Genomic DNA, 17,596 nt, shown 5'->3' with positions numbered 1-17,596 from the left:
GTGTCGGTAGCGAATCGCTGACCGGATAACAGAAACCATATTTCACCTGGGGTTTATCTGTAGCAGGAGCAGGGCTTGAACCCGCGACCCACGATCATGAGCTGAGCCCAGTGCGCTGGGTGGTCGACGGCGAGGTGATGAGAGTCGGTGAGATTGAAACCACGGTACGCGGCGTGCGGCGCTGAGCCGGGACCTCACGATTGTGGTCATCCGCTCTCGCTCCCACGACCAGTCCGAAGTGCTCGTCAGTCGCAGTTAGTCGCAGCTAGTCTCACGATCAGGTCCGATTTCCGCTGCTTACAGCCCAGTAACCGGCACAAACCGGCACAACAATCGGCCGCTCGGCAACCGGACAATGCCTCACCCGATGGCGGACCTACCGTGGGGATTGAACCCATCTGCAGATGCCTTTCGTAGTTTCCCACTCGGGGGGCCCAACCGCTCGAGGGCCGCGGTTCACCTGCCGCGTTCCGCGCAGCTCAAGACGTAACCGTGTCGAAGGCGTTCGTGCGTAGGCGACGATGGCGACCTCACCCTCGAGCCCGGAGTCCCCCACATCGCTCGACCCATCGCGAATCCTCTACCGACAGGTCGACGGTGCGCTCACCTTCCCCACAGGAGCGTGCCGTAATCGTTGCCGTTCGGGAGCCGCAACGTCGTGTGCGTGTGGAACCGCGCCGGCTCTTCGTTGGTGAGCCACATGCCCTGGTGGTGATCGAACTCCGCAACAATCACGGGCGATTGGACGCGGTAGTAGAAGGCGTCGTCGTCGCCCGTCCCACCGATCCAGGTGAGGTAGGTGTCGTCGATCCAGCGTTCGACCTCACGCCGCCGAGCCGCACGAGGTCCGTCCGGCAGGAGGCTGGAGTACTCGATGCAGATGGCCACCAGCCGGGCCTTCTGATCTTCGTCCAGCTCGGCTCCCGAAATGCCCTGCAATGGGATGACGCCGTTGTCGGCGAAAGCACCAGCCAGGTGCCGTCCATCGGCAGGGTTCCACCGTTCAGCAGGGATGTCGGGGTGCAAGATGCGGTCGAACTCCTGAGCCACCTCCAGCTGCTGCGGGGTGAGGCTTCGAATGAACTCGAGCCCCAGCCGCTCGCGTGGCTCGAGGACGCGGGTGCCGGCATCCGCCCCATTCGCTTTCGAGTCGGGTTCTGCGCCCAGGAACACTGGGCCGATCGTCATGCGATCATTCGCGACGAGCACGTTGACGGCAACGTGGTGGCCGAACAGCTGCCATCCCCACGCGTCACCGCCGAACGGGTCACCGTAGATCGCGAATTGATAGCTGCCTTCGTTCATGATCGCGGGGAGCCCGACGAGCTCACCGAGGTACGCGTTGAGAGCCATGAGGCTGCGAACGACTGTGTAGCCACGCTCGCTCAACGACGACTCGACAAGGGTCAGGATGGCGCGGCGAATCTCCGGGCCGTGCTCCTCGAGCCGCAGGCCGTTGTCGAAGATGAGGAATTCCGGGTTGCTCCATCCTCGCCACCGCGGCGAGTCCAGCGGATAGGTGAGGGTCTCCCAGGTGTCCGCGGTCATGTTGTCCCGAAGCGCGTGCGCGGCGGAGCGCATAGCCTCGACAGGCGCCATCTCACCGTCTGGGACGACTGCGAGATCGTAGACGTCAGAACGGATGCTGCCATCCGTCGTCACCCCGACGTACGGCTCTTCGAACGCCTTCTTCCAGCCCGCGATGACCGGCACCAGCATCGGGACCGCCGCGCGCACCGCGGCGAAGTCGCGGGCGTTGTAAACCCCCAGTCCTGCCACTCGGGGATCGTCCGACGCGGGGACGTACTGCAGGTGATCTGACCGCTGGCGCGCTGACGGCTCTGTGGTCACGACCGGTTGTCCTTTCCGGGGGCGGGGGCGAAGCGGTCGAGGCCGGTGATGCCCGACACCTGGTGCGCCCCAACCCCCGCCATCAGCCGCCCGTAGTTCTCCTGGAGCGCCTCGAGGTTCAACGCACCGTGCAGGGTGATCACGCGGGCGTCGCGCCACGCGCGCTGGATCGGCTCGAAGTCCATGATCGCGGTCGACCCGGAGTTGCGCTGCAGAAGCTCGATCGCCTCCGCGCACCACTTCGCGGCGTAGGCGGTCTCGACAAGCACCCGGGCGCTGAACCGCTGCATGTAGTCGGGGTCTGCGGGAGTGCCCGATGCTGCGAGCTCGCCGAGGCGGTCGGTCTCGTCGGCGTTGGCGCGAGTCATCAGAACAGCGGACTGGATCTTGGAATGCACCTCGGCGAGCATGAGGTGCGTCAGCGGGGCCTCGAGCTGGTTCTTGTAGGTCGTGCCCCGGATCGGCCTGCCGGCGGATCGTTCCAGGAATCGCTCGAGCACGCCCTGGGCGATTCCGATCGACATGCCGGCCATGGTGCTGAACGCCCAGCCGAGCGTGGGTGCTTTCCACAGCGATCCCTGCAGCCCGGTATCGATGGACTGCCGCGCGATCTCATCGAAGACGACGCCCCGATAGTCGGGCACGAACAGCTCGTCGCCGTCGAACGTGGCCGAGACACTGCCGGTTGCTCGCATGCCGGCGACGTTCCAGTCGTCGAGGAATCGGAGCTGGTCGATCGGAACCTGCAGCGCGACGAGAGATCGCTCGCCGTCTTCCTCGGCGATGCACCCGAGGTTGGTGAAGGGGGCCCAGAGGGCGTCGCTCGCGAAGCCCCACGGCCCGCCGGAGACGATCCAGCCGCCGCCGACCTTCCTTGCCCGGCCCCGTGAGGCCGGGAAGTGGCTCGACCCAGCGACCCGCGGCCCGCTCCAGTCGGCGCCGTAGACCTCTTCGATGACCCGAGGTCCCATGCCGACCGGCAGCCAGTTGGTCGATGCCCCCGCCCAAACCGTCCAGCCGGCCGAGCCGTCCCACTTGGAGACTTCGGCGACGACATCCAGCTGCTGGCGCACGGACAGCTCGTCGCCGCCGTACTCGGCGGGGCTGCCGATGTCGAACACACCCGCCGCATGGAGGTCGGCGATCGTCTTGTCGGAGTGACGACCGGCACGCTCCGCCTCGGGCGCTCGCTCTCGCAGAGTGGGTCCGAGCTCTCGCACGTTCTCGAGAATCGTCGCGAGCCTCTCGGCACGGTCAGTGGAAAGCATCGTCATCTCCTGCGTCACTTCTTACTCGGAACGATCGGGAGCTGAACATAGCTCGGGTGATCGGCGCCGGTGTAGACGGTGTTCGTCGCGCCGAAGTGGTAGCTCTCGTCATAGGCGCGCGCGAGGTGAGACCGGCGGGCGAGTAGGGCTGCACGTCGATCCGCAGCCGACTGCCCTTGCGGATCAGTGCGCTGCTCGGGTTCAGGCCGAGTTCGATCGCGACGACTTCGCCGCTCTCTAGTGGGGCGTGGTCCGCTTCGGTGTGCGTGTGGACCGGCCAGTAGTCGGTGGAGCGATGTTCATCGATCTTGCGGTGCGACACCTTCAGCAGTCCGTGTCCGGCGGGGTGGATGCTGGTCGGATCCACGGGCGGCACGAGTGACTCGTATCGGATCTCGCGGTCGTTCTCGTCCAGGACCCGGAGTGAGACGAAGACGTCCATGTCGGCGCTCGTCGACGACACCCAGAGGCCGACTTTCATGTAACCCGCGAGCACCATGTCCTCGTCGACCGGCTCGCTGATGAACGAGACCCCCGTCGACCAGCGTGGTGTGCCGCCGACGTATCCGATCGGTGCGGGGATCCGCATGCCAAGTTCGAGGTGCGCGTCATAGCTGGCCGACGACTCGGCAGCCGGGACATCTTCGATGATGCGCAGGAAGTCGCTGCGGCGGCCATCCCCCTCCCAGTCGGACGGCGTGGCGTCGAGATACCAGCGACGGTAGATCGTGCGGGCGATGGGCCACTCCGCCTCTTCCGACACGTAGTGTCCACCGTTGCCCGTGCGCACCTGCACCCGGACGGGTGCGGCATCCATCACCCCGTTGTCCGCGCCCTTCAGCCAGCGGTCGAAGAACGCCTCGTGCTCGGCGATGGTGGATTCCTTGTAGCTGTGCGGGAACCACGCATCGACGAAATCGAACCTCTTGCCCTTGACGCCGGTCGAGTGCAGATAGGTCTCGCTGCTGCCTGCCTGGTGGATGACGACGCCGGTCTGCGGACCCACGATCCACACGGGTGCGGTGGCCTTCTCGATCTCGGGACGCATGAAGATCGACCCGCGCGCACCGTACGCCTCGGGGTCGTTGAACGGCGTGGCGAGCATCCGCTCCAGCCAGTCGGTCTCGTTCCGCTCGCCGATGTAGTTGTGGCCGGCCATGGCTCCACGCCACCAGGTCCAGAAGCCTTCCCCGAACAGACCGCCGCCGTAGATGGCCTCGTTGTAGAGGTCCGCGTCCGTGCCGAGCGCGATCATCGCCTTCAGGTGTGGTGGCTGCAGGCTCGCGACGGTGTGCTGGGTGATCGCGAGATACGACATCCCCCAGAGGCCCACGTTGCCGTTGGACCACGGCTGCGTCCCCGCCCACTCGATGGCGTCGTAGTAGTCCTCAGCCTGCTGCACGCTGAACGGCGCTTGGAGACCCGGGCTGCTGCCGACACCGCGCGAGTCGACGCGAATGCAGACATAGCCTTTCGGCACCCAGACCGCGGAGTCCACGCTCTCGTGGTTCTCGTACTGCAGGCCATCGGGGTTGCCCGAGAAGTAGCGGTCCTCCTGCTCCTCCTTGTGCGCCGCTTCCGCGTCGCTGCCGATCACGCCATGCTCGAACGCCTTGCCGTAGAACCCCTTGTTCATGATGATCGGATGCTGTCCGCCATCAGCCGGACGGAACACGTCGGCGCAGACGTACGACCCGTCTCGCAGGGTGATCCTGACGTCGGTCTCCTTGATGATGCCCCGGATGTTGCGGCGCAGCTCGTTGCGCGCGGCCGCGGCGCTACGGAGCGTGCGCGGCGTGCTCGCGGTGAACACGCCGGGAGTCGTGTTGAGGGTCTCGAGGATGCCGGTGACCATGGGATCGGTGGCGAACGTGGCGGTCTGGTCGCCGGCGAACGCGACCATGGTCTTGTTCGCGTGGTCCTCGGACTGTGTGTCCGCGACCTCCGCCGCGTCCGTGTCGGCCTGGTTGAAGTTCATCACCATCGGTCCGATGAGGTCGTGCACGACCGGTGCGATCGTGACACCGTTCTCGCCGTCGCCGTCCTGGTCCAGCGTCTGCACGAATCGCGCGAGGTTGGTCACGATCGGGTCGCCCAGCCGGTCGATCTTGCCGTCGGCGCGATTGACCAGCTGTGCGAGATTCACGCGGGGAGCGGCATCCACCGATCCGAGGACCACTCCCCCGACGAGGAAGACGACCGTTTCGCCTTGTCGGTAGGAGAATTCGCCACGTTCGTTCGTGAGCCCGGCGAAGCTGGGGGTCTCGTACTTCAGGCCGCGGATCGGGCCGGCGATGACACCGGTGGAGACGTCCGTTGTCTCGTCGGTGATGTCGGGTGTGCTCATCGCACTCTCATTCCGTTGTTGCGGGTAGGTCGGTGGAGGAGGTACCTGCGGGCAGGATGACGCATTTGGCGTGCGGCGATGTGGCTTGCGCCTGCCAGGCCGCGGGAAGCTCATCCAGCGGGAACGTGCGGACCGCGAGGCTCAGCTCGCCGTTGCCGACAGCCGCCCACAGCCAGCTGAGAGCGGCCACCTTCTCACGCAGTGGCGTGTGGAGTCCGGCGAAGCCGGTGAGGCTGATCTGCCTGCCGCGGAGCAGGCCCGCGGGCACCTCGGCGGTAGCGCCGGCAAGGTTGCCGATGTTCACGACCCTCGCCTTCGGGGCGCACACACGCAGCGCGGCTTCCAGCGGCGCACCGTACAGGCCGTCCAGGATGACATCGACCGCGCCGGCCGTCGCCCGCATCCGGTCCGCGAGATCGTCGACGCTCTCGTCCGGGAGCAGCTCGATCACAGCATCCGCACCGATGGTGAGGAGGCGATCGAGCGCGTCGCGGGTCCGCGCGACGCCGATGACCCGGCCCGCACCGAGTCGACGGGCGATCTGGATCGCGAGCTGCCCGACGGCGCCGGTCGCGCCCAGGACCATGACCGTTTCACCGGGTTCAAGCCGAGCGGACTCGACCAGCGGCATGTAAGCGGCAGTGCCGGAGTTGCCCACCGCCGCAGCCATCACGGGGTCGACACCCGTGGGCAGGGGGAGCACGTCCGCGTCGGCGACGATGACCCGTGCTGCAAAAGCGCCTGGTGCGCCGGGTGCCGCATGGCACTCGGCGTAGACCATCGTGCCGCCCTCGAAGGTCTCGGACTCCACCACGACACCCACGCATTCGCTGCCGGGAACGTACGGCTCGTCGTGGCGCGCGGAGTGGAAGGCGCCCGAGGCGATGAGCAGATCCAGCGGGTTCATGGGCGCCGCGACCATCTGGATGAGGGTGGAGCCCGGCATCCGCACCGGCAGTGCGACGGAGCCGATCCGGGGTTCTCTACCCGGCGCATCGACCACCGCTGCGACGACCTCATCGGCGACGATCGCCTCGGTGGGGCCCCGCCGTTGGGGTCGCGTCTCGCTCACGCGAGCTCCTTACCATCGATATGGTTAGTATGTTTTAATGAGTATGAGCGTGCCTCGCATCGCTGTCAAGAAGAATATAAACAACCGTGTAGTTGATCATTCCCACCTCCTCGCCTCCGAGAGTTTCAATGACGAACCCCGATGACCGTGCCACCACAGCCATGAAAACGCGGCGACGGTCTACCAGCTCTCGCTGGGTCTTCAATGGAGGTAATCGTTCCGATGCTTGTTGTTAGGCTTCGCGCATGAGCTCCTACGTGACACAGACGCGCGCGCAGGTTCTCGCAGGCGAGATCGAGAAGCAGATCCTCGACCGCGAATTCAAACCGGGCGAGCTGATCGGTACGATCGACGCGCTCAAGGCTCGAACGGGGTTCGCACGGTCGACCGTGGCCGAGGCCATCCGGATCCTGACCGATCGCGGGCTCGCCGAAATCCGACCCGGACGCAGCGGCGGCCTGTACGCGACCGCGTCGGGCCCGGTGGTGCGGATCCGCCACACCCTGCTGGCAGTCACCGACGCCCCGGCATCCGTCGCCGAGGCCGTCGCCGTCCGAGAGGCGCTCGAAGTGCTGATCGACGTGGATGCCGCCCAGCACCGCACCCCCGCCGACATCGCCGACATCAAGAAGCTGCTCACGAAGCTGAAGGCCGCCGCCGGCAAGGGCAGAACGCAGTTCCTGCTCGCGAACTGGGACCTGCACGAGCGGATCGCGCTCATCTCCCCCAACCAGACCGGTTCCGCGCTGTATCTCTCGATGACACGGTTCGTGCGCGAACATGCGGTGGCGGCGACCCACGACGAGGATCCGGCATCCGCCGCGGCATGGCTGCAGCTGAGGCTGGAAACCCACGAGGAGCTCGTGGCCGCGATCATCGCCGGGGACGTCTCCCGCACAAAGGCGGCCATTGACAAGCACGCGGGGCTGCTCGCCACCGACTGAGCGCACCCACAGCCGAACCGAAGTGCTGGGGCGCCGGCACCCCAGCACTGCTATTCAGTCGGCCGTGCGACTCGGCACGATCGGCAGCTGCACGTAGCCGACGTGCGCCGGCCCGGTGTGCACGGTATTGGTCGCGCCGTCGTGGTAGCTCGGGTCGTATCCGTGGTGCATGCCGTGCGCCACACCGTCATACGGCTGGATGTCGACGCGGATGCGCTGGCCTCTGCGGATGTAACCGGTGTTCGGCACGAGTTCGATCTCGATCGGCACGAGTTCGCCGGCATCCAAAGGCGAATAGTCAGCCCTGCGATGCGTGTGCTTGGGCGAGTAGTCCGTGGTGCGCTCGGGGTCGAGCGCGCGGTGCGACACCTTCAGCCACCCCTTCATGAGGGGCGTGATCCGGTCGGTGAACGACATGGTCGTGAATCCGGTGAAGTCGACCTGCTCGTCGTCCTCGTCGAGGATGCGCACCGAGACGTAGACGTCCATATCCCTGCTCGACGACGAGACCCAGAGCTGCACCTTGCCGAACCCGGCCACGACGGCATCCTCGTCGACCGGCTCGCTGATGTACGAGATCCCCGTGGTGTGCGGGTCCGACGCGGGGTCGGTCGGGTCGATCCGGGGGCTGCCGACCGGTGCCGGTGGAGTGAGCTGGATCTGCGCGGAGTAGCTCGCGCTCCGCTCATCGGTCGGCTCCGAGGTCGACAGCCGCAGGAAGTCCGAGCGGATGCCGTCGCCGGGCCAGTCCGCGGCGCTCGCGTCGAAGTACCACCTCGGGTACATGGTCCGCGCGATCGGCCACTCGTTCTCCTCCTGGATGAAGGAGGAGCCGTTGCCCGTCCGGATCTCGAGACGCACCGGGGGCGCGTCCATGATTCCGTTCTCGATGCCCTTGAGCCAGTGGTCGAAGAAGGCCTTGTGCTGGGCGACCGACTCGGTGGAGTAGGACTTCTGGAACCAATCCTCCCAGAAGTCGAGCTTCTTGTTCGGAGTCGGGGTGGCGAGGTACGCGCCGCTGCCGCCGAGCTGATGGATGTTCGAGACATGCGTGGTCGAGGCCACGGCCCAGAGCGGCACGTCAACCCCGGTGAGGTCGGGGCTCATGAAGACCTCGGCGCGCGGTCCGAAGATCGCCTCGGGGTCGGAGTCGCGGAACGGGCTGTCCTTCATGGTCTGGATGAAGTCCGCGACATCCTTCTCACCGATGATCGGCGGCAGGAGGCCGGAAACGCGCCAGATCGGCCAGAACTGCGCGTTCAGGATGCCGCCGTTGTACGCGACCTCCTCATAGAGGTCGACATCCGTCCCGATCGCGATCATCGCCTTCAGGTGCTGGGGGTGCAGGCTCGCGGCCTGGTGCTGGCTCATCGCGAGATACGACATGCCCCACGTGCCGACGTTGCCGTTGGACCATGGCTGCTCTCCCGCCCATTCGATGGCGTCGCGGAACGCCTCGGCGCCGGCGATCCCCCACGGCGCGAGCTGGCCGGGACTCTTTCCGGCACCCGGCATGTCGACGCGCACGACGGCGTAGCCGTCGGGCACCCAGATGGCGGTGTTGACGGACTCATGGTTCTCGAACTGCAAGCCCTCGCTGTTGCCGAAGAAGTACTCCTCCTCCATCTGCTCGTGCTTCTCGAGGTCGTCGTCGGTGTCGATCGAGTGGTGGTTGAAGGCCTTGCCGTACGGGCCGCAGTTCACGATGACGGGGTAGTTGCCGGGCTCGGCGGGCCGGAACACGTCCGCGAACACGAACGAGCCGTTCTGCAGGTCGATCTTCACGTCGCGGAACCGGAGGATCCCCATCGCATTGCGCCGCAGCTCGTTGCGCGCATTCGCCGCCGACACGAGCCGCTTCGGGGCCTCATCATCGTAGATCCCAGCCGCGTGGAGGTCCTGGAGCAATTCGATGACGACCGGATCCTCGGTGAACTGCTGCACCTTGTCGGTCACGGCGGTGGCCGAGTAGTCGGCATCGTGGCGGAAGTTGATGCGCCGCGCGCCGATGACGTCGTGCACCTGCGGAGGGATGTCGGTCCCGTTGTCGCGGATCGTCTCGCGCCCGAGTGTGAAGACCAGTCGCGCGATGTTGGTGACGCCGGAGTCCTTGAGCTTGTCGAGGTTGCCGTCCACACGCGCGACGAGTTGGGCGAGGTGCAGCCGCGGTGCCGCGGTGACGTTTCCGATCGAATTGCCGCCGAGCAGGAACGCGATCCGCTCGCCCTCCTCGTACTCGAACTCGCCTCGCTCGTTCGTGAGGCCACGATGCGTGGGGGTCTCGTACTTGAGCCCGGCGATGGGTCCCGCGAGGATGCCGGTCAGTGCCATGGTCAGTCTCCTGGTCTTCTTCGACTGGTTCGGGTGGTGGTATTGCTGCTACTTGCGCTCGAGGACGCTCATGGATGAGGGACCCGCTTCGGCACCGGTCAACGCCCGCCCGAGGTTCTCGAGCCATGTGTCGAGGTTGTTGGCGGCGTGAAGGCTCCCGGCGCGGCAGTTGCGGGCGATCAGCTGCAGCGGCATCCGCTTGCTGATCGCCGAGGCGCCGGAGGCGCGGAAGAGCGTCTCGATGGCCGAGGCACAGGCATCCCACACGTACGCCGTGTCGGTGTGGAACTGCAGCGTCTCGCGTTCGGAGGGGTCGGCGCCGGCCGCGTCCAGCCGGTCGAGTGCAGCGACCGCGTCGCCGGCCACGAGACTCGCCGCACGGATCTGCTGATACGCGCGGCCGACGGTGTGGTGGGCGATCGGGGCATCGACCTGTTTCGCGTAAGGAGAGTAGGGAATGCTGCGCCGCCCGATACCTGCGAGGAACACCTCCAACGCCTGGTCGGCCATGCCCAGCGCGATCCCCGTGCTCGACACGAGCGACCGAGGCAGTCCGCCGCGGCGGGGGCCGCGGCCCTGCTTCGTCGCCTCGGCGATCCGCGCGCCGAGCAGTTCCGGGGTGCTGAAGTGGTCGTCGGGAACGAACAGCTCCCCGTCGGTGGCGACTGTCTGGCTGCCGGTCGCGGCCATCCCCATCGCGTCCCAGTCATCGCGTTCGATGAGGGAGTCCTTCGGGATCAGGGCCATGCCGACCTTGGAGTCGTCGGTGTCGTCCAAGAACGCGGCGAGGTAGCCATGCGATGCGTGGACGCTGCCGGTCGAGAAGGGCCACGCGCCTTTCACCATCCAGCCGCCGTCAACCTTCCGAGCGGTGCCGGACATGAACCGGCTGGTGCCGCCGACGGCGAACGTTCGGTTTCCCACCCAGGGCGACTCGTACACCGGCGCGATCACCGCGTCATCGAATGCGAAGCTCCACAGATTGCCACCGGCTGTCGCCCAGACCACCCAGGCCGTCGCGCCGCAGCCCGCGCCCAGTGCCCGGTAGATGTCGTGGATCTCGCGCGTGGTGAAGTCCGCACCGCCGAACCGACGCGGGGTGGCGAGCGTGAAGACCCCGGCCGCATCCAGCCTTTCGATCGTCTCCTGCGGAATGCGCCGCTGCACCTCGGCGACGGCCTGCTGCTCGCGCAGCCAGCCCCTCATCTCGGTGACGCGCTCGAGGATGTCCGCGGCCTGCGAGCGCTCGACTGTCGCCTGTGCTGCCATGGCCCTACAGCTTTCCATTCCGGAGGGGTGCGCCATCGAATCCGCCGACCGGTCGAATGACAGGATCGGATCCGTCTCGGGGACTTCCGGATGCATCCGGGTGATCGTCGAACCAGCCCTCTTTGGGATACCGGAACATCCAGTCGACGACGAGCTTGCGCTCCGCGATCAGCCAGACCCCCTCGCGCTGCTCGAAGCGGTCGAGGTAACGGCCCCAGAGTTTGACGGTCTCGTTCTTCCAGTGATGGCGCTCGGAGCCCTGATGGTCCGCGTTGAGGTAGGTCTCGACGTACGCCATGCTCGGGCCGTCGAACTCGATGAGGCTGTTGCCGAGGAAGTGCATCGTCCGCTCGAACCGCGGCATCTCGGCCGTGAGGAAGTCGAAGAAGCCCTCGACACCGCCGACATGCAGGCTCTCGGGGAAGTGGATGTAGGCGTCCGGGTGGAACGCACCGCGCACGAGAGACATGTCGACCCGGTCGAGCCCGCGGCAGTATCGCAGCAGGACGTCGTGGATCTCCATCCTGGCGGTCAGCTCTTCGATGTTCACTGGATCTCCTGGTTCTCGATGCGGGCCGCGTCGACGGGTGGATGGCGGTGGGTGTTGTCGACGATGTGATTGGTCAGGATGCCGAGCCGCTCGATCTCGACTTCGACCACGTCGCCCGGCTGCAGCAGCCACGGCGGTGTGCGAGCGTACCCGACTCCGGACGGCGTGCCCGTGGCGAGGAGATCCCCGCGGTTGATCGTGAACGTCTTCGAGATGTGGGCAAGCGTCTCTCCGACCCCGTAGATCATCTCCGCTGTGCTGCTGTGCTGCACGACCTCGCCGTTCACGCGCGTCTCGAGCCGCAGCCCGTAGCGGAGATCGCCGACCTCGGTGGCGGGCACCATGGGGCCGACCGGGCCCGAGTGGTCGCCGTTCTTGCCGATGATCCACTGCGACGTGAGCTTCTGCGCGCGGCGGGAGGTGATGTCGTTGAAAGTCGAGTAGCCCACCACCGCGGCGAGCGCCTCCTCGGGCGTGGCGTCGACGAGTGTCGCGCCGACCCAGGCCATCACCTCGCCCTCCCAGTCGAGTCCATCCTCGCCCGAAGGGATGGGGATCTCCGCTCCGCCGACACTCAGCGACGTCGGCCAGCGGGCGAAGAGGGTGGGGAATTCGGGCAGCGTCTCGTCGCGGAAGGATCCCTCGTTGACGTGATCCTGGTAATTGAGACCGACGCACACCACACGCGCGCTCGGCAGCACGGGGGGCACCAGTTCTACGGCCGCCGTGGCGAGGGTCGGTCCTGCGGGTTCGGACGCGAGGTGCGCATCCGGCGCGGACCAGAACGTGTCCAGATCCGTGATGACGGTGATCTCGGTGCCGTCGTCGTTCAGTGCTCCGACGAGCACCGCGCCGTCGCTCTGCTTCAGTCCGACGATTCGCATGCGCAACCCGCCTAACTCTTCGCCCGGATGACGAGCATGCTGGCAGGGAGGGTCGTGCGATTGACGACTTCACGCGTGGTCCCCGTCGTGAAGTGGGCGGAATCGAGAGGGCGGAGGACCTCTTCGACCCCCTCGGCGATCATCACGAGTTGGCCCGACAGGATGACGTACACGGTCTCGGCGTCTTGGGGCGCGAGCTCGGCCGCGCCGCCGGGCAGGTAGTGCGAGAGCGCCACGGTGAAGTCGGAGGTCGGAGTGGACGCGCCGCCCTGAAGGCGAACGGGGCCGACGCCGCTGTGACCGACCGGCTGGAACGGTTCCGCGTCGACGATCCTGGTGACTCGCATGGTCATGACCGGGCCTCTTCCTCGATGGGTTCGTGCGTGACGGTGGTTCCGCCCTCGCGGGTGCAGCTCCGCAGCTGCGCGCGGAGCGCCTGGAGCAGGTGTGGAACGTCGTGTCCGGCATCCGTGCCGAAGATGTAGAAGTCGGGACGTGACAGCACGATCCGGCATCCGTGCGCCTGGAACCACGCGCGATACGTGCCATCGACGTCACGGATGTCGCCGTCATCCGACAGTCGCGCCGATGTGCCGCCGATTCGGGAGAACCATTCCCGGAGCTCCTGCGGGACCTCGTCCAGCGGGTCGACAGCCATTCCGATCAGCTGCCAGCTGCCGCCCACCAGATCGTCGAACAGCCCGGTTGCGCCGTTCACCTCGATGCGTCCCTGGATGGACAGGGTTCCGGCGTGCGGGTCGTCGTCAGCGGTGATCGACGGCGTGCCCAGCCGAGGCTGCGGAGGTTCGACGGTGGCCGCCGCGGGATCCCGCAATTCCGCCAGCATCCGGGCGTCTCGCTCCGCAGCACGAATGGGATCGAGCTCGCAGATCACCTCTCCGAGCGCGATCGCCTCGTCGATGATCACCCGCACATGGGCGCTGCGCTCCGGACCGTACGTCTCGAGGATGGACTTCCCCGCCAGGCCGGCCGCGACCAGGTCGAGTCGCCAGGTCAGCGCCCGAGCGTCCCGCAGGCCGGCGCACAGTCCCTGGCCGAGGAAGGGCGGCATCAGATGAGCGGCGTCCCCCGCGAGGAAGATCCTGCCCTGCTGCCACTGCTTCGCCCATCGCCCGCGGAAGGTGTACACCGCATGGCGCTCGAGTCGCGCGTTGTCGGGCGTGACATCCCAGGGTGCCATCAGCCGCCAGGCCGCCTCGGGTCGGTTGAGCTCTTCCGTCGTGACGTCCGCGCGCCGCATGAACTCGAATCGTCGCCGTCCCGGTCCGCTGTTGACCGCGGTGGCGGGCTGTTCCGGGTCGCAGTACTGGGTGACGAATGCCTCCCACCGGCGGTCCACGAGGGGCTCGTAGTCGACGACGAGCCAGTCCGCTTCGAACTCGGAATCGGCGCTTTCGATGCCGACGAGGGTGCGGATGGTGCTGTTCGCACCGTCCGCCGCCACCAGCCGGCTCGCTCGCAGGTCCTGCGGGTGCGACGCCACGTCGGAATGGTTCACCACCGTGAGTGTGACGCCGGCGTCATCCTGCGTGACGGCGGTGGCGGCAAATCCCCGCAGGATCTGGACGGTCGGCATGCCCCCAGCGACCTGTTCGAGCACCTCTTCGAGGTCGGGCTGATAGAAGCCGTTGGTGTTGGCCCAGCCGGACTCGCCGGGTCGATTCCAGTTGATCGCGCGCAGCAGCACGCCGTCGCCGTTGCGGATCTGATACCCGCCGCGTTCGCCGCGGGACGGCTCGAACAGGTCCGCATGCTCGTCCATGACCCCCGCGGACTGGAGGATGCGCAGCGCCTCGTGGTCGATCGTGCACGCGCGCGGCATCGGGTATCTCGCCGGCCACCTCTCGACGACCGTCACCCGCCGTCCCTCACGCCCGAGGAGGATCGCGGTGAGTAGACCCACGGGTCCGGCACCCACTACGAGGAAATCGACCGGCACGGAGGACTCACTCGCCTTGACCGCATCCATCCGACTGCCGCTCCCGGCTAGTTGATCGCCGAGAGGAACCCGAGCCGCCCGTCGCCCGCGAACACATGCAGCTTGTTGAGGTTCATGTCGGGGTTCTGGCTGCCGTTGGGCTCGGGCACGAGCGGGTTGCCGCTCCAGCCCTGGAGTTTGCAGACGCGATGGGTGATCCGCCAACCATCGGGAGTGCGGGCGAGTTCGTCGTCGTACCACCCGGTGCCGGTCCACGTGGGTCCGCCTTCGGCGGCCTCGCGGATGAGCAGCCAATTGCCGTAGCTGAACGCGTGGGCGGTGTCGCCGTCCACATGCACCAGCTGCCCCATCATGGTGTGCTGATGGCTGTCGAGCGTCGCGTGGAAGGCCTCGAAGCCCTTCTTGAATTCGGTGAGATCCGTCCAGGCGGTTCCCGCGGGACCGAACTCGGCCACCACGTCTTTCGCGAAGATGCGCTCGAACAGATCCCACTGCCGGGCATCGAGCGCGAAGGCGTAGAGATTCAGGATCTCGACGATGGCTGCTTTGTCGTTCTCGACCATGGTGTGTTCCTCATCGAACGGGACGGTGTCGTACCTTGACCAGATAAACCATCTGAACCTTTAGACTAATTGCCGATTCTGCTTGCTCGGCCCGCATCTGTCAAGACGGCTATTCTATACTAACCATTGACATCTTTACGTGCACCTGGTTTGATTCAGAACGGTCCGAGCCGAAGGAGGCTGCATGTCCACGGACATCGACCCGGGATTGTTCCGAGAAGCACTCGGGCACTACCCGACCGGCGTCGCCGTCGTCACAGCGGTGGTGGGCGGGGCTCCCGCAGGCATGGTCGTGGGGACGTTCTCGTCCGTCTCCCTGGATCCCCCGCTGGTGGCGTTCTTCCCCATGAAGGGCTCCGGCAGCTTCGCGGTGATCCGCAACGCGGCGAGCTTCTGCATCAATGTGCTGGCGTCGGATCAAGAGGCGCTCTGCCGCACGCTCGCCACGGGCGGGGCAACGAAGTTCGACGGCGTCTCCTGGCGACCCGCGCCGCTGGGTTCGCCGATCCTCGACGACGCGGTCACCTGGGTCGAGTGCACATTCGAAGAGACGCGCGAGGCCGGCGACCACTACATCGTGCTCGGTCGGGTGCGCGAGTTCGCGGTGGAGCGATCGACGCTTCCGCTGCTGTTCTTCCAGGGTGGGTACGGGCGGTTCACGCCCGGATCCTTCGTCGCCGCACCCGATCCGGAGCTCATCCAGGCGGCTCAGTTCGCGCAGTCCATCCGGCGGCGGGTCGAGAAGCTCAGCATCGAGTTCGATGTCAATTGCAGTGTGCTCGCGAAGATCGGCTGGGACGCGGTGCAGGTGCTCGCCGCGAACCGCAGCCCTCATGCCGAGCCGTTCCCGCTTGGTCACCGTCAGCCTCTCGTTCCGCCCTTCGGTGCGGTGTTCATGGCGCACGCGTCGGATGACGACGTCGACGCGTGGATCCGGCGAGCGCCGGATGACAGCCCGGAGCGGCGCGCTCTGAACGAGGCGATTCTCGAGAAGGTGCGCGAGCGGGGGTATTCGCTGCTCACCGCGAGCCCCCAGGTGATGCAGCGCCATGACGCGCTGCTGGCGGCCTTCGAGCAGTCCGAGCGACTGCCCCGGCAGGAGCGGGTCGTGCGGCAGGCGACATCCGATCTGACCGAGCATTTCACCCCGGACCTCGTCCGCGGCGAGACCTACGACATCGCGACGATCGTCGTGCTGCTTCCTCTCGTGGAGGGTCTGCCGCCGATGGCGATCCGGATGACGGGTCTTCCGCAGAACGCATCGACGGAGCGGATCGAGTCATGGATCGGCGGGCTCAAGCGCGTCGCCGAAGCCACCCCCGTCGGCGGGAAGGCGCGCGCATGATCCAGCCGCTGCAGGGGATCCGGGTCGTGGACCTCAGCCGGGCGATCGCCGGCCCGTACTGCACGGCGCTGCTCGCCGACATGGGGGCGGAGATAATCAAGGTGGAGAGCATCAACGGCGGCGATTCCGCTCGCGCCTGGCCGCCGTTCGAGAACGAGCACAGCCTGTACTTCGAGTCGCTGAACCGCAGCAAGAGGTCTATCTGCATCGACTTCTACTCCCCCGAGGGACGCGACATCCTCGACCGGCTGATCGAAGGCGCCGACGTGCTCGTCGAGAACTTCAAGCTCGGCACCCTCGACAAACTCGGCTTGACCACCGAGCACCTCGCCGAACTCAACCCCGACCTCATCGTCGCGTCGGTGACCGGCTTCGGTTCGACGGGTCCGCTGAAGGACGATCCTGGGCTGGATCAGGTCGTGCAGGGGATGTCGGGGCTGATGTCCGTGACCGGCCCGCCTGGCGGTTCCTTCCGCGTCGGAGTGTCGATCGTGGACATCACCTCCGGGATGGTCAGCGCCTTCGGCATCGTCTCAGCGCTGCTGGGCCGGGCGCGCGGCGGCGCGATCAGCCGCGTGTCGACGTCACTTCTCGAGACAGGGATGAACCTGTCGGTGTTCCAAGGTCAACGGGCGCTCAGCCTGGGCGTGGCCCCCACTGCGCAGGGCAACAACCACCCGACGATCACCCCGTACGGAACGTTCCGCACCGCGACGGAGCCGATCAACATCGCTGTCGGCAACGAGAAGCAGTGGCGCGCCTTCTGCGCGCTGCTCGGGATGCCCGACACCGCCGACGATCCCCGCTTCCGCACCGGCCCGCTGCGCACCGCCAACCGAGGCGAGCTCACCGGCATCCTCGAATCGGTGCTGTCGACCAAGCCCGCCGCCGAGTGGGTGCCGCTGATCACCGAGGCCGACATCCCGTGCGGACCGATCTACGACTACACCCAGGCGTTCGAATCCGAGCAGATCGCCGCACTCGGACTCGTCCAGGAGGTGCAGCGGCAAGACGGCAGCCGGCTGCCCCTTGTTCGCGGCCCGCTCAGTGTCAACGGACTGGCCAGCGAGATCCACTCCCCTCCCCCTCTCCTCGGCGAGCACACCGCGCAGATCCTCCGCGAGCTCGGCATCACCGGGGAAGCCATCGAACGCCTCGAAGCAGCCGGCCGGGTGAAGGTTGACGAGAGAACGACCGCGGCCCGGCGATGAC

The 17,596-nt window shown here is 66.7% G+C and carries 14 protein-coding genes; 3 read left to right on the top strand and 11 right to left on the bottom strand.

The window, feature by feature from the left end; genetic code table 11:
• Positions 1–603 precede the first annotated feature (603 nt).
• The 4 genes from ABD212_RS14480 to ABD212_RS14465 are packed head-to-tail and all read right to left on the bottom strand — an operon-like array spanning position 604 to position 6,538.
• Positions 604–1,851: a DUF3500 domain-containing protein gene (locus tag ABD212_RS14480; RefSeq protein WP_344095842.1), complete on the bottom strand. Its 1,248-nt coding sequence runs from the start codon at positions 1,849–1,851 to the stop codon at positions 604–606.
• Positions 1,848–3,119: an acyl-CoA dehydrogenase family protein gene (locus ABD212_RS14475; RefSeq protein ID WP_344095840.1), complete on the bottom strand. Its 1,272-nt coding sequence runs from the start codon at positions 3,117–3,119 to the stop codon at positions 1,848–1,850. Before ABD212_RS14475 ends, ABD212_RS14480 begins: the two co-directional genes overlap by 4 nt.
• Positions 3,106–5,466 (bottom strand): CocE/NonD family hydrolase, encoded by a 2,361-nt coding sequence (locus ABD212_RS14470; RefSeq protein ID WP_344095838.1) that lies wholly within the window; start codon positions 5,464–5,466, stop codon positions 3,106–3,108. The genes ABD212_RS14475 and ABD212_RS14470 overlap by 14 nt, the downstream gene beginning before the upstream one ends.
• A gap of 7 nt (positions 5,467–5,473) precedes the next feature.
• Positions 5,474–6,538, bottom strand: a complete 1,065-nt coding sequence (locus tag ABD212_RS14465) for a quinone oxidoreductase family protein (protein ID WP_344095836.1) — start codon at positions 6,536–6,538, stop codon at positions 5,474–5,476.
• A gap of 245 nt (positions 6,539–6,783) precedes the next feature.
• Here ABD212_RS14465 and ABD212_RS14460 point away from each other — a divergent pair, with 245 nt between their 5' ends.
• Positions 6,784–7,482 carry a FadR/GntR family transcriptional regulator gene (locus tag ABD212_RS14460; RefSeq protein ID WP_344095834.1) on the top strand — a complete coding sequence of 233 codons (699 nt, stop codon included), beginning with the start codon at positions 6,784–6,786 and terminating at the stop codon, positions 7,480–7,482.
• Positions 7,483–7,536: 54 nt separating this feature from the next.
• Here the strand turns inward: ABD212_RS14460 and ABD212_RS14455 are convergent, their stop codons facing one another.
• Genes ABD212_RS14455 through ABD212_RS14425 form a run of 7 tightly spaced genes read right to left on the bottom strand, consistent with a single transcriptional unit; the run spans position 7,537 to position 15,039 of the window.
• Entirely contained in the window at positions 7,537–9,813 is a 2,277-nt protein-coding gene (locus tag ABD212_RS14455) for a CocE/NonD family hydrolase (RefSeq protein WP_344095831.1), read from the bottom strand.
• Between the two features lie 48 nt (positions 9,814–9,861).
• On the bottom strand, positions 9,862–11,082 hold the full coding sequence (locus ABD212_RS14450; protein ID WP_344095829.1) for an acyl-CoA dehydrogenase family protein: 1,221 nt from the start codon (positions 11,080–11,082) through the stop codon (positions 9,862–9,864).
• Between the two features lie 4 nt (positions 11,083–11,086).
• Complete coding sequence (locus ABD212_RS14445) at positions 11,087–11,632, bottom strand: nuclear transport factor 2 family protein (RefSeq protein WP_344095827.1); 546 nt, start codon at positions 11,630–11,632, stop codon at positions 11,087–11,089.
• Entirely contained in the window at positions 11,629–12,516 is an 888-nt protein-coding gene (locus tag ABD212_RS14440) for a fumarylacetoacetate hydrolase family protein (protein WP_344095825.1), read from the bottom strand. The genes ABD212_RS14445 and ABD212_RS14440 overlap by 4 nt, the downstream gene beginning before the upstream one ends.
• 11 nt (positions 12,517–12,527) lie before the next feature.
• Positions 12,528–12,869 carry a cupin domain-containing protein gene (locus ABD212_RS14435; RefSeq protein WP_344095823.1) on the bottom strand — a complete coding sequence of 114 codons (342 nt, stop codon included), beginning with the start codon at positions 12,867–12,869 and terminating at the stop codon, positions 12,528–12,530.
• The gene (mhpA, locus tag ABD212_RS14430; RefSeq protein WP_344095821.1) at positions 12,866–14,476 is read right to left on the bottom strand and encodes a bifunctional 3-(3-hydroxy-phenyl)propionate/3-hydroxycinnamic acid hydroxylase MhpA; all 1,611 of its coding nucleotides are present in this window, start codon (positions 14,474–14,476) and stop codon (positions 12,866–12,868) included. The genes ABD212_RS14435 and mhpA overlap by 4 nt, the downstream gene beginning before the upstream one ends.
• Before the next feature lie 47 nt (positions 14,477–14,523).
• Positions 14,524–15,039 carry a nuclear transport factor 2 family protein gene (locus ABD212_RS14425; RefSeq protein ID WP_344095819.1) on the bottom strand — a complete coding sequence of 172 codons (516 nt, stop codon included), beginning with the start codon at positions 15,037–15,039 and terminating at the stop codon, positions 14,524–14,526.
• 184 nt (positions 15,040–15,223) lie between these two features.
• Here ABD212_RS14425 and ABD212_RS14420 point away from each other — a divergent pair, with 184 nt between their 5' ends.
• Together ABD212_RS14420 and ABD212_RS14415 are read left to right on the top strand one after the other, a co-directional pair.
• Positions 15,224–16,384, top strand: a complete 1,161-nt coding sequence (locus ABD212_RS14420; RefSeq protein WP_344095817.1) for a flavin reductase — start codon at positions 15,224–15,226, stop codon at positions 16,382–16,384.
• On the top strand, positions 16,381–17,595 hold the full coding sequence (locus ABD212_RS14415; RefSeq protein ID WP_344095815.1) for a CaiB/BaiF CoA transferase family protein: 1,215 nt from the start codon (positions 16,381–16,383) through the stop codon (positions 17,593–17,595). The genes ABD212_RS14420 and ABD212_RS14415 overlap by 4 nt, the downstream gene beginning before the upstream one ends.
• Position 17,596: the final 1 nt, after the last annotated feature.

Origin of the sequence: Microbacterium deminutum (assembly GCF_039530205.1) — a bacterium.
Classification (GTDB): Bacteria; Actinomycetota; Actinomycetes; order Actinomycetales; family Microbacteriaceae; genus Microbacterium; species Microbacterium deminutum.
Note: the sequence above shows the minus strand (reverse complement) of the source record. Positions and strands in the feature narration are given on the sequence as shown.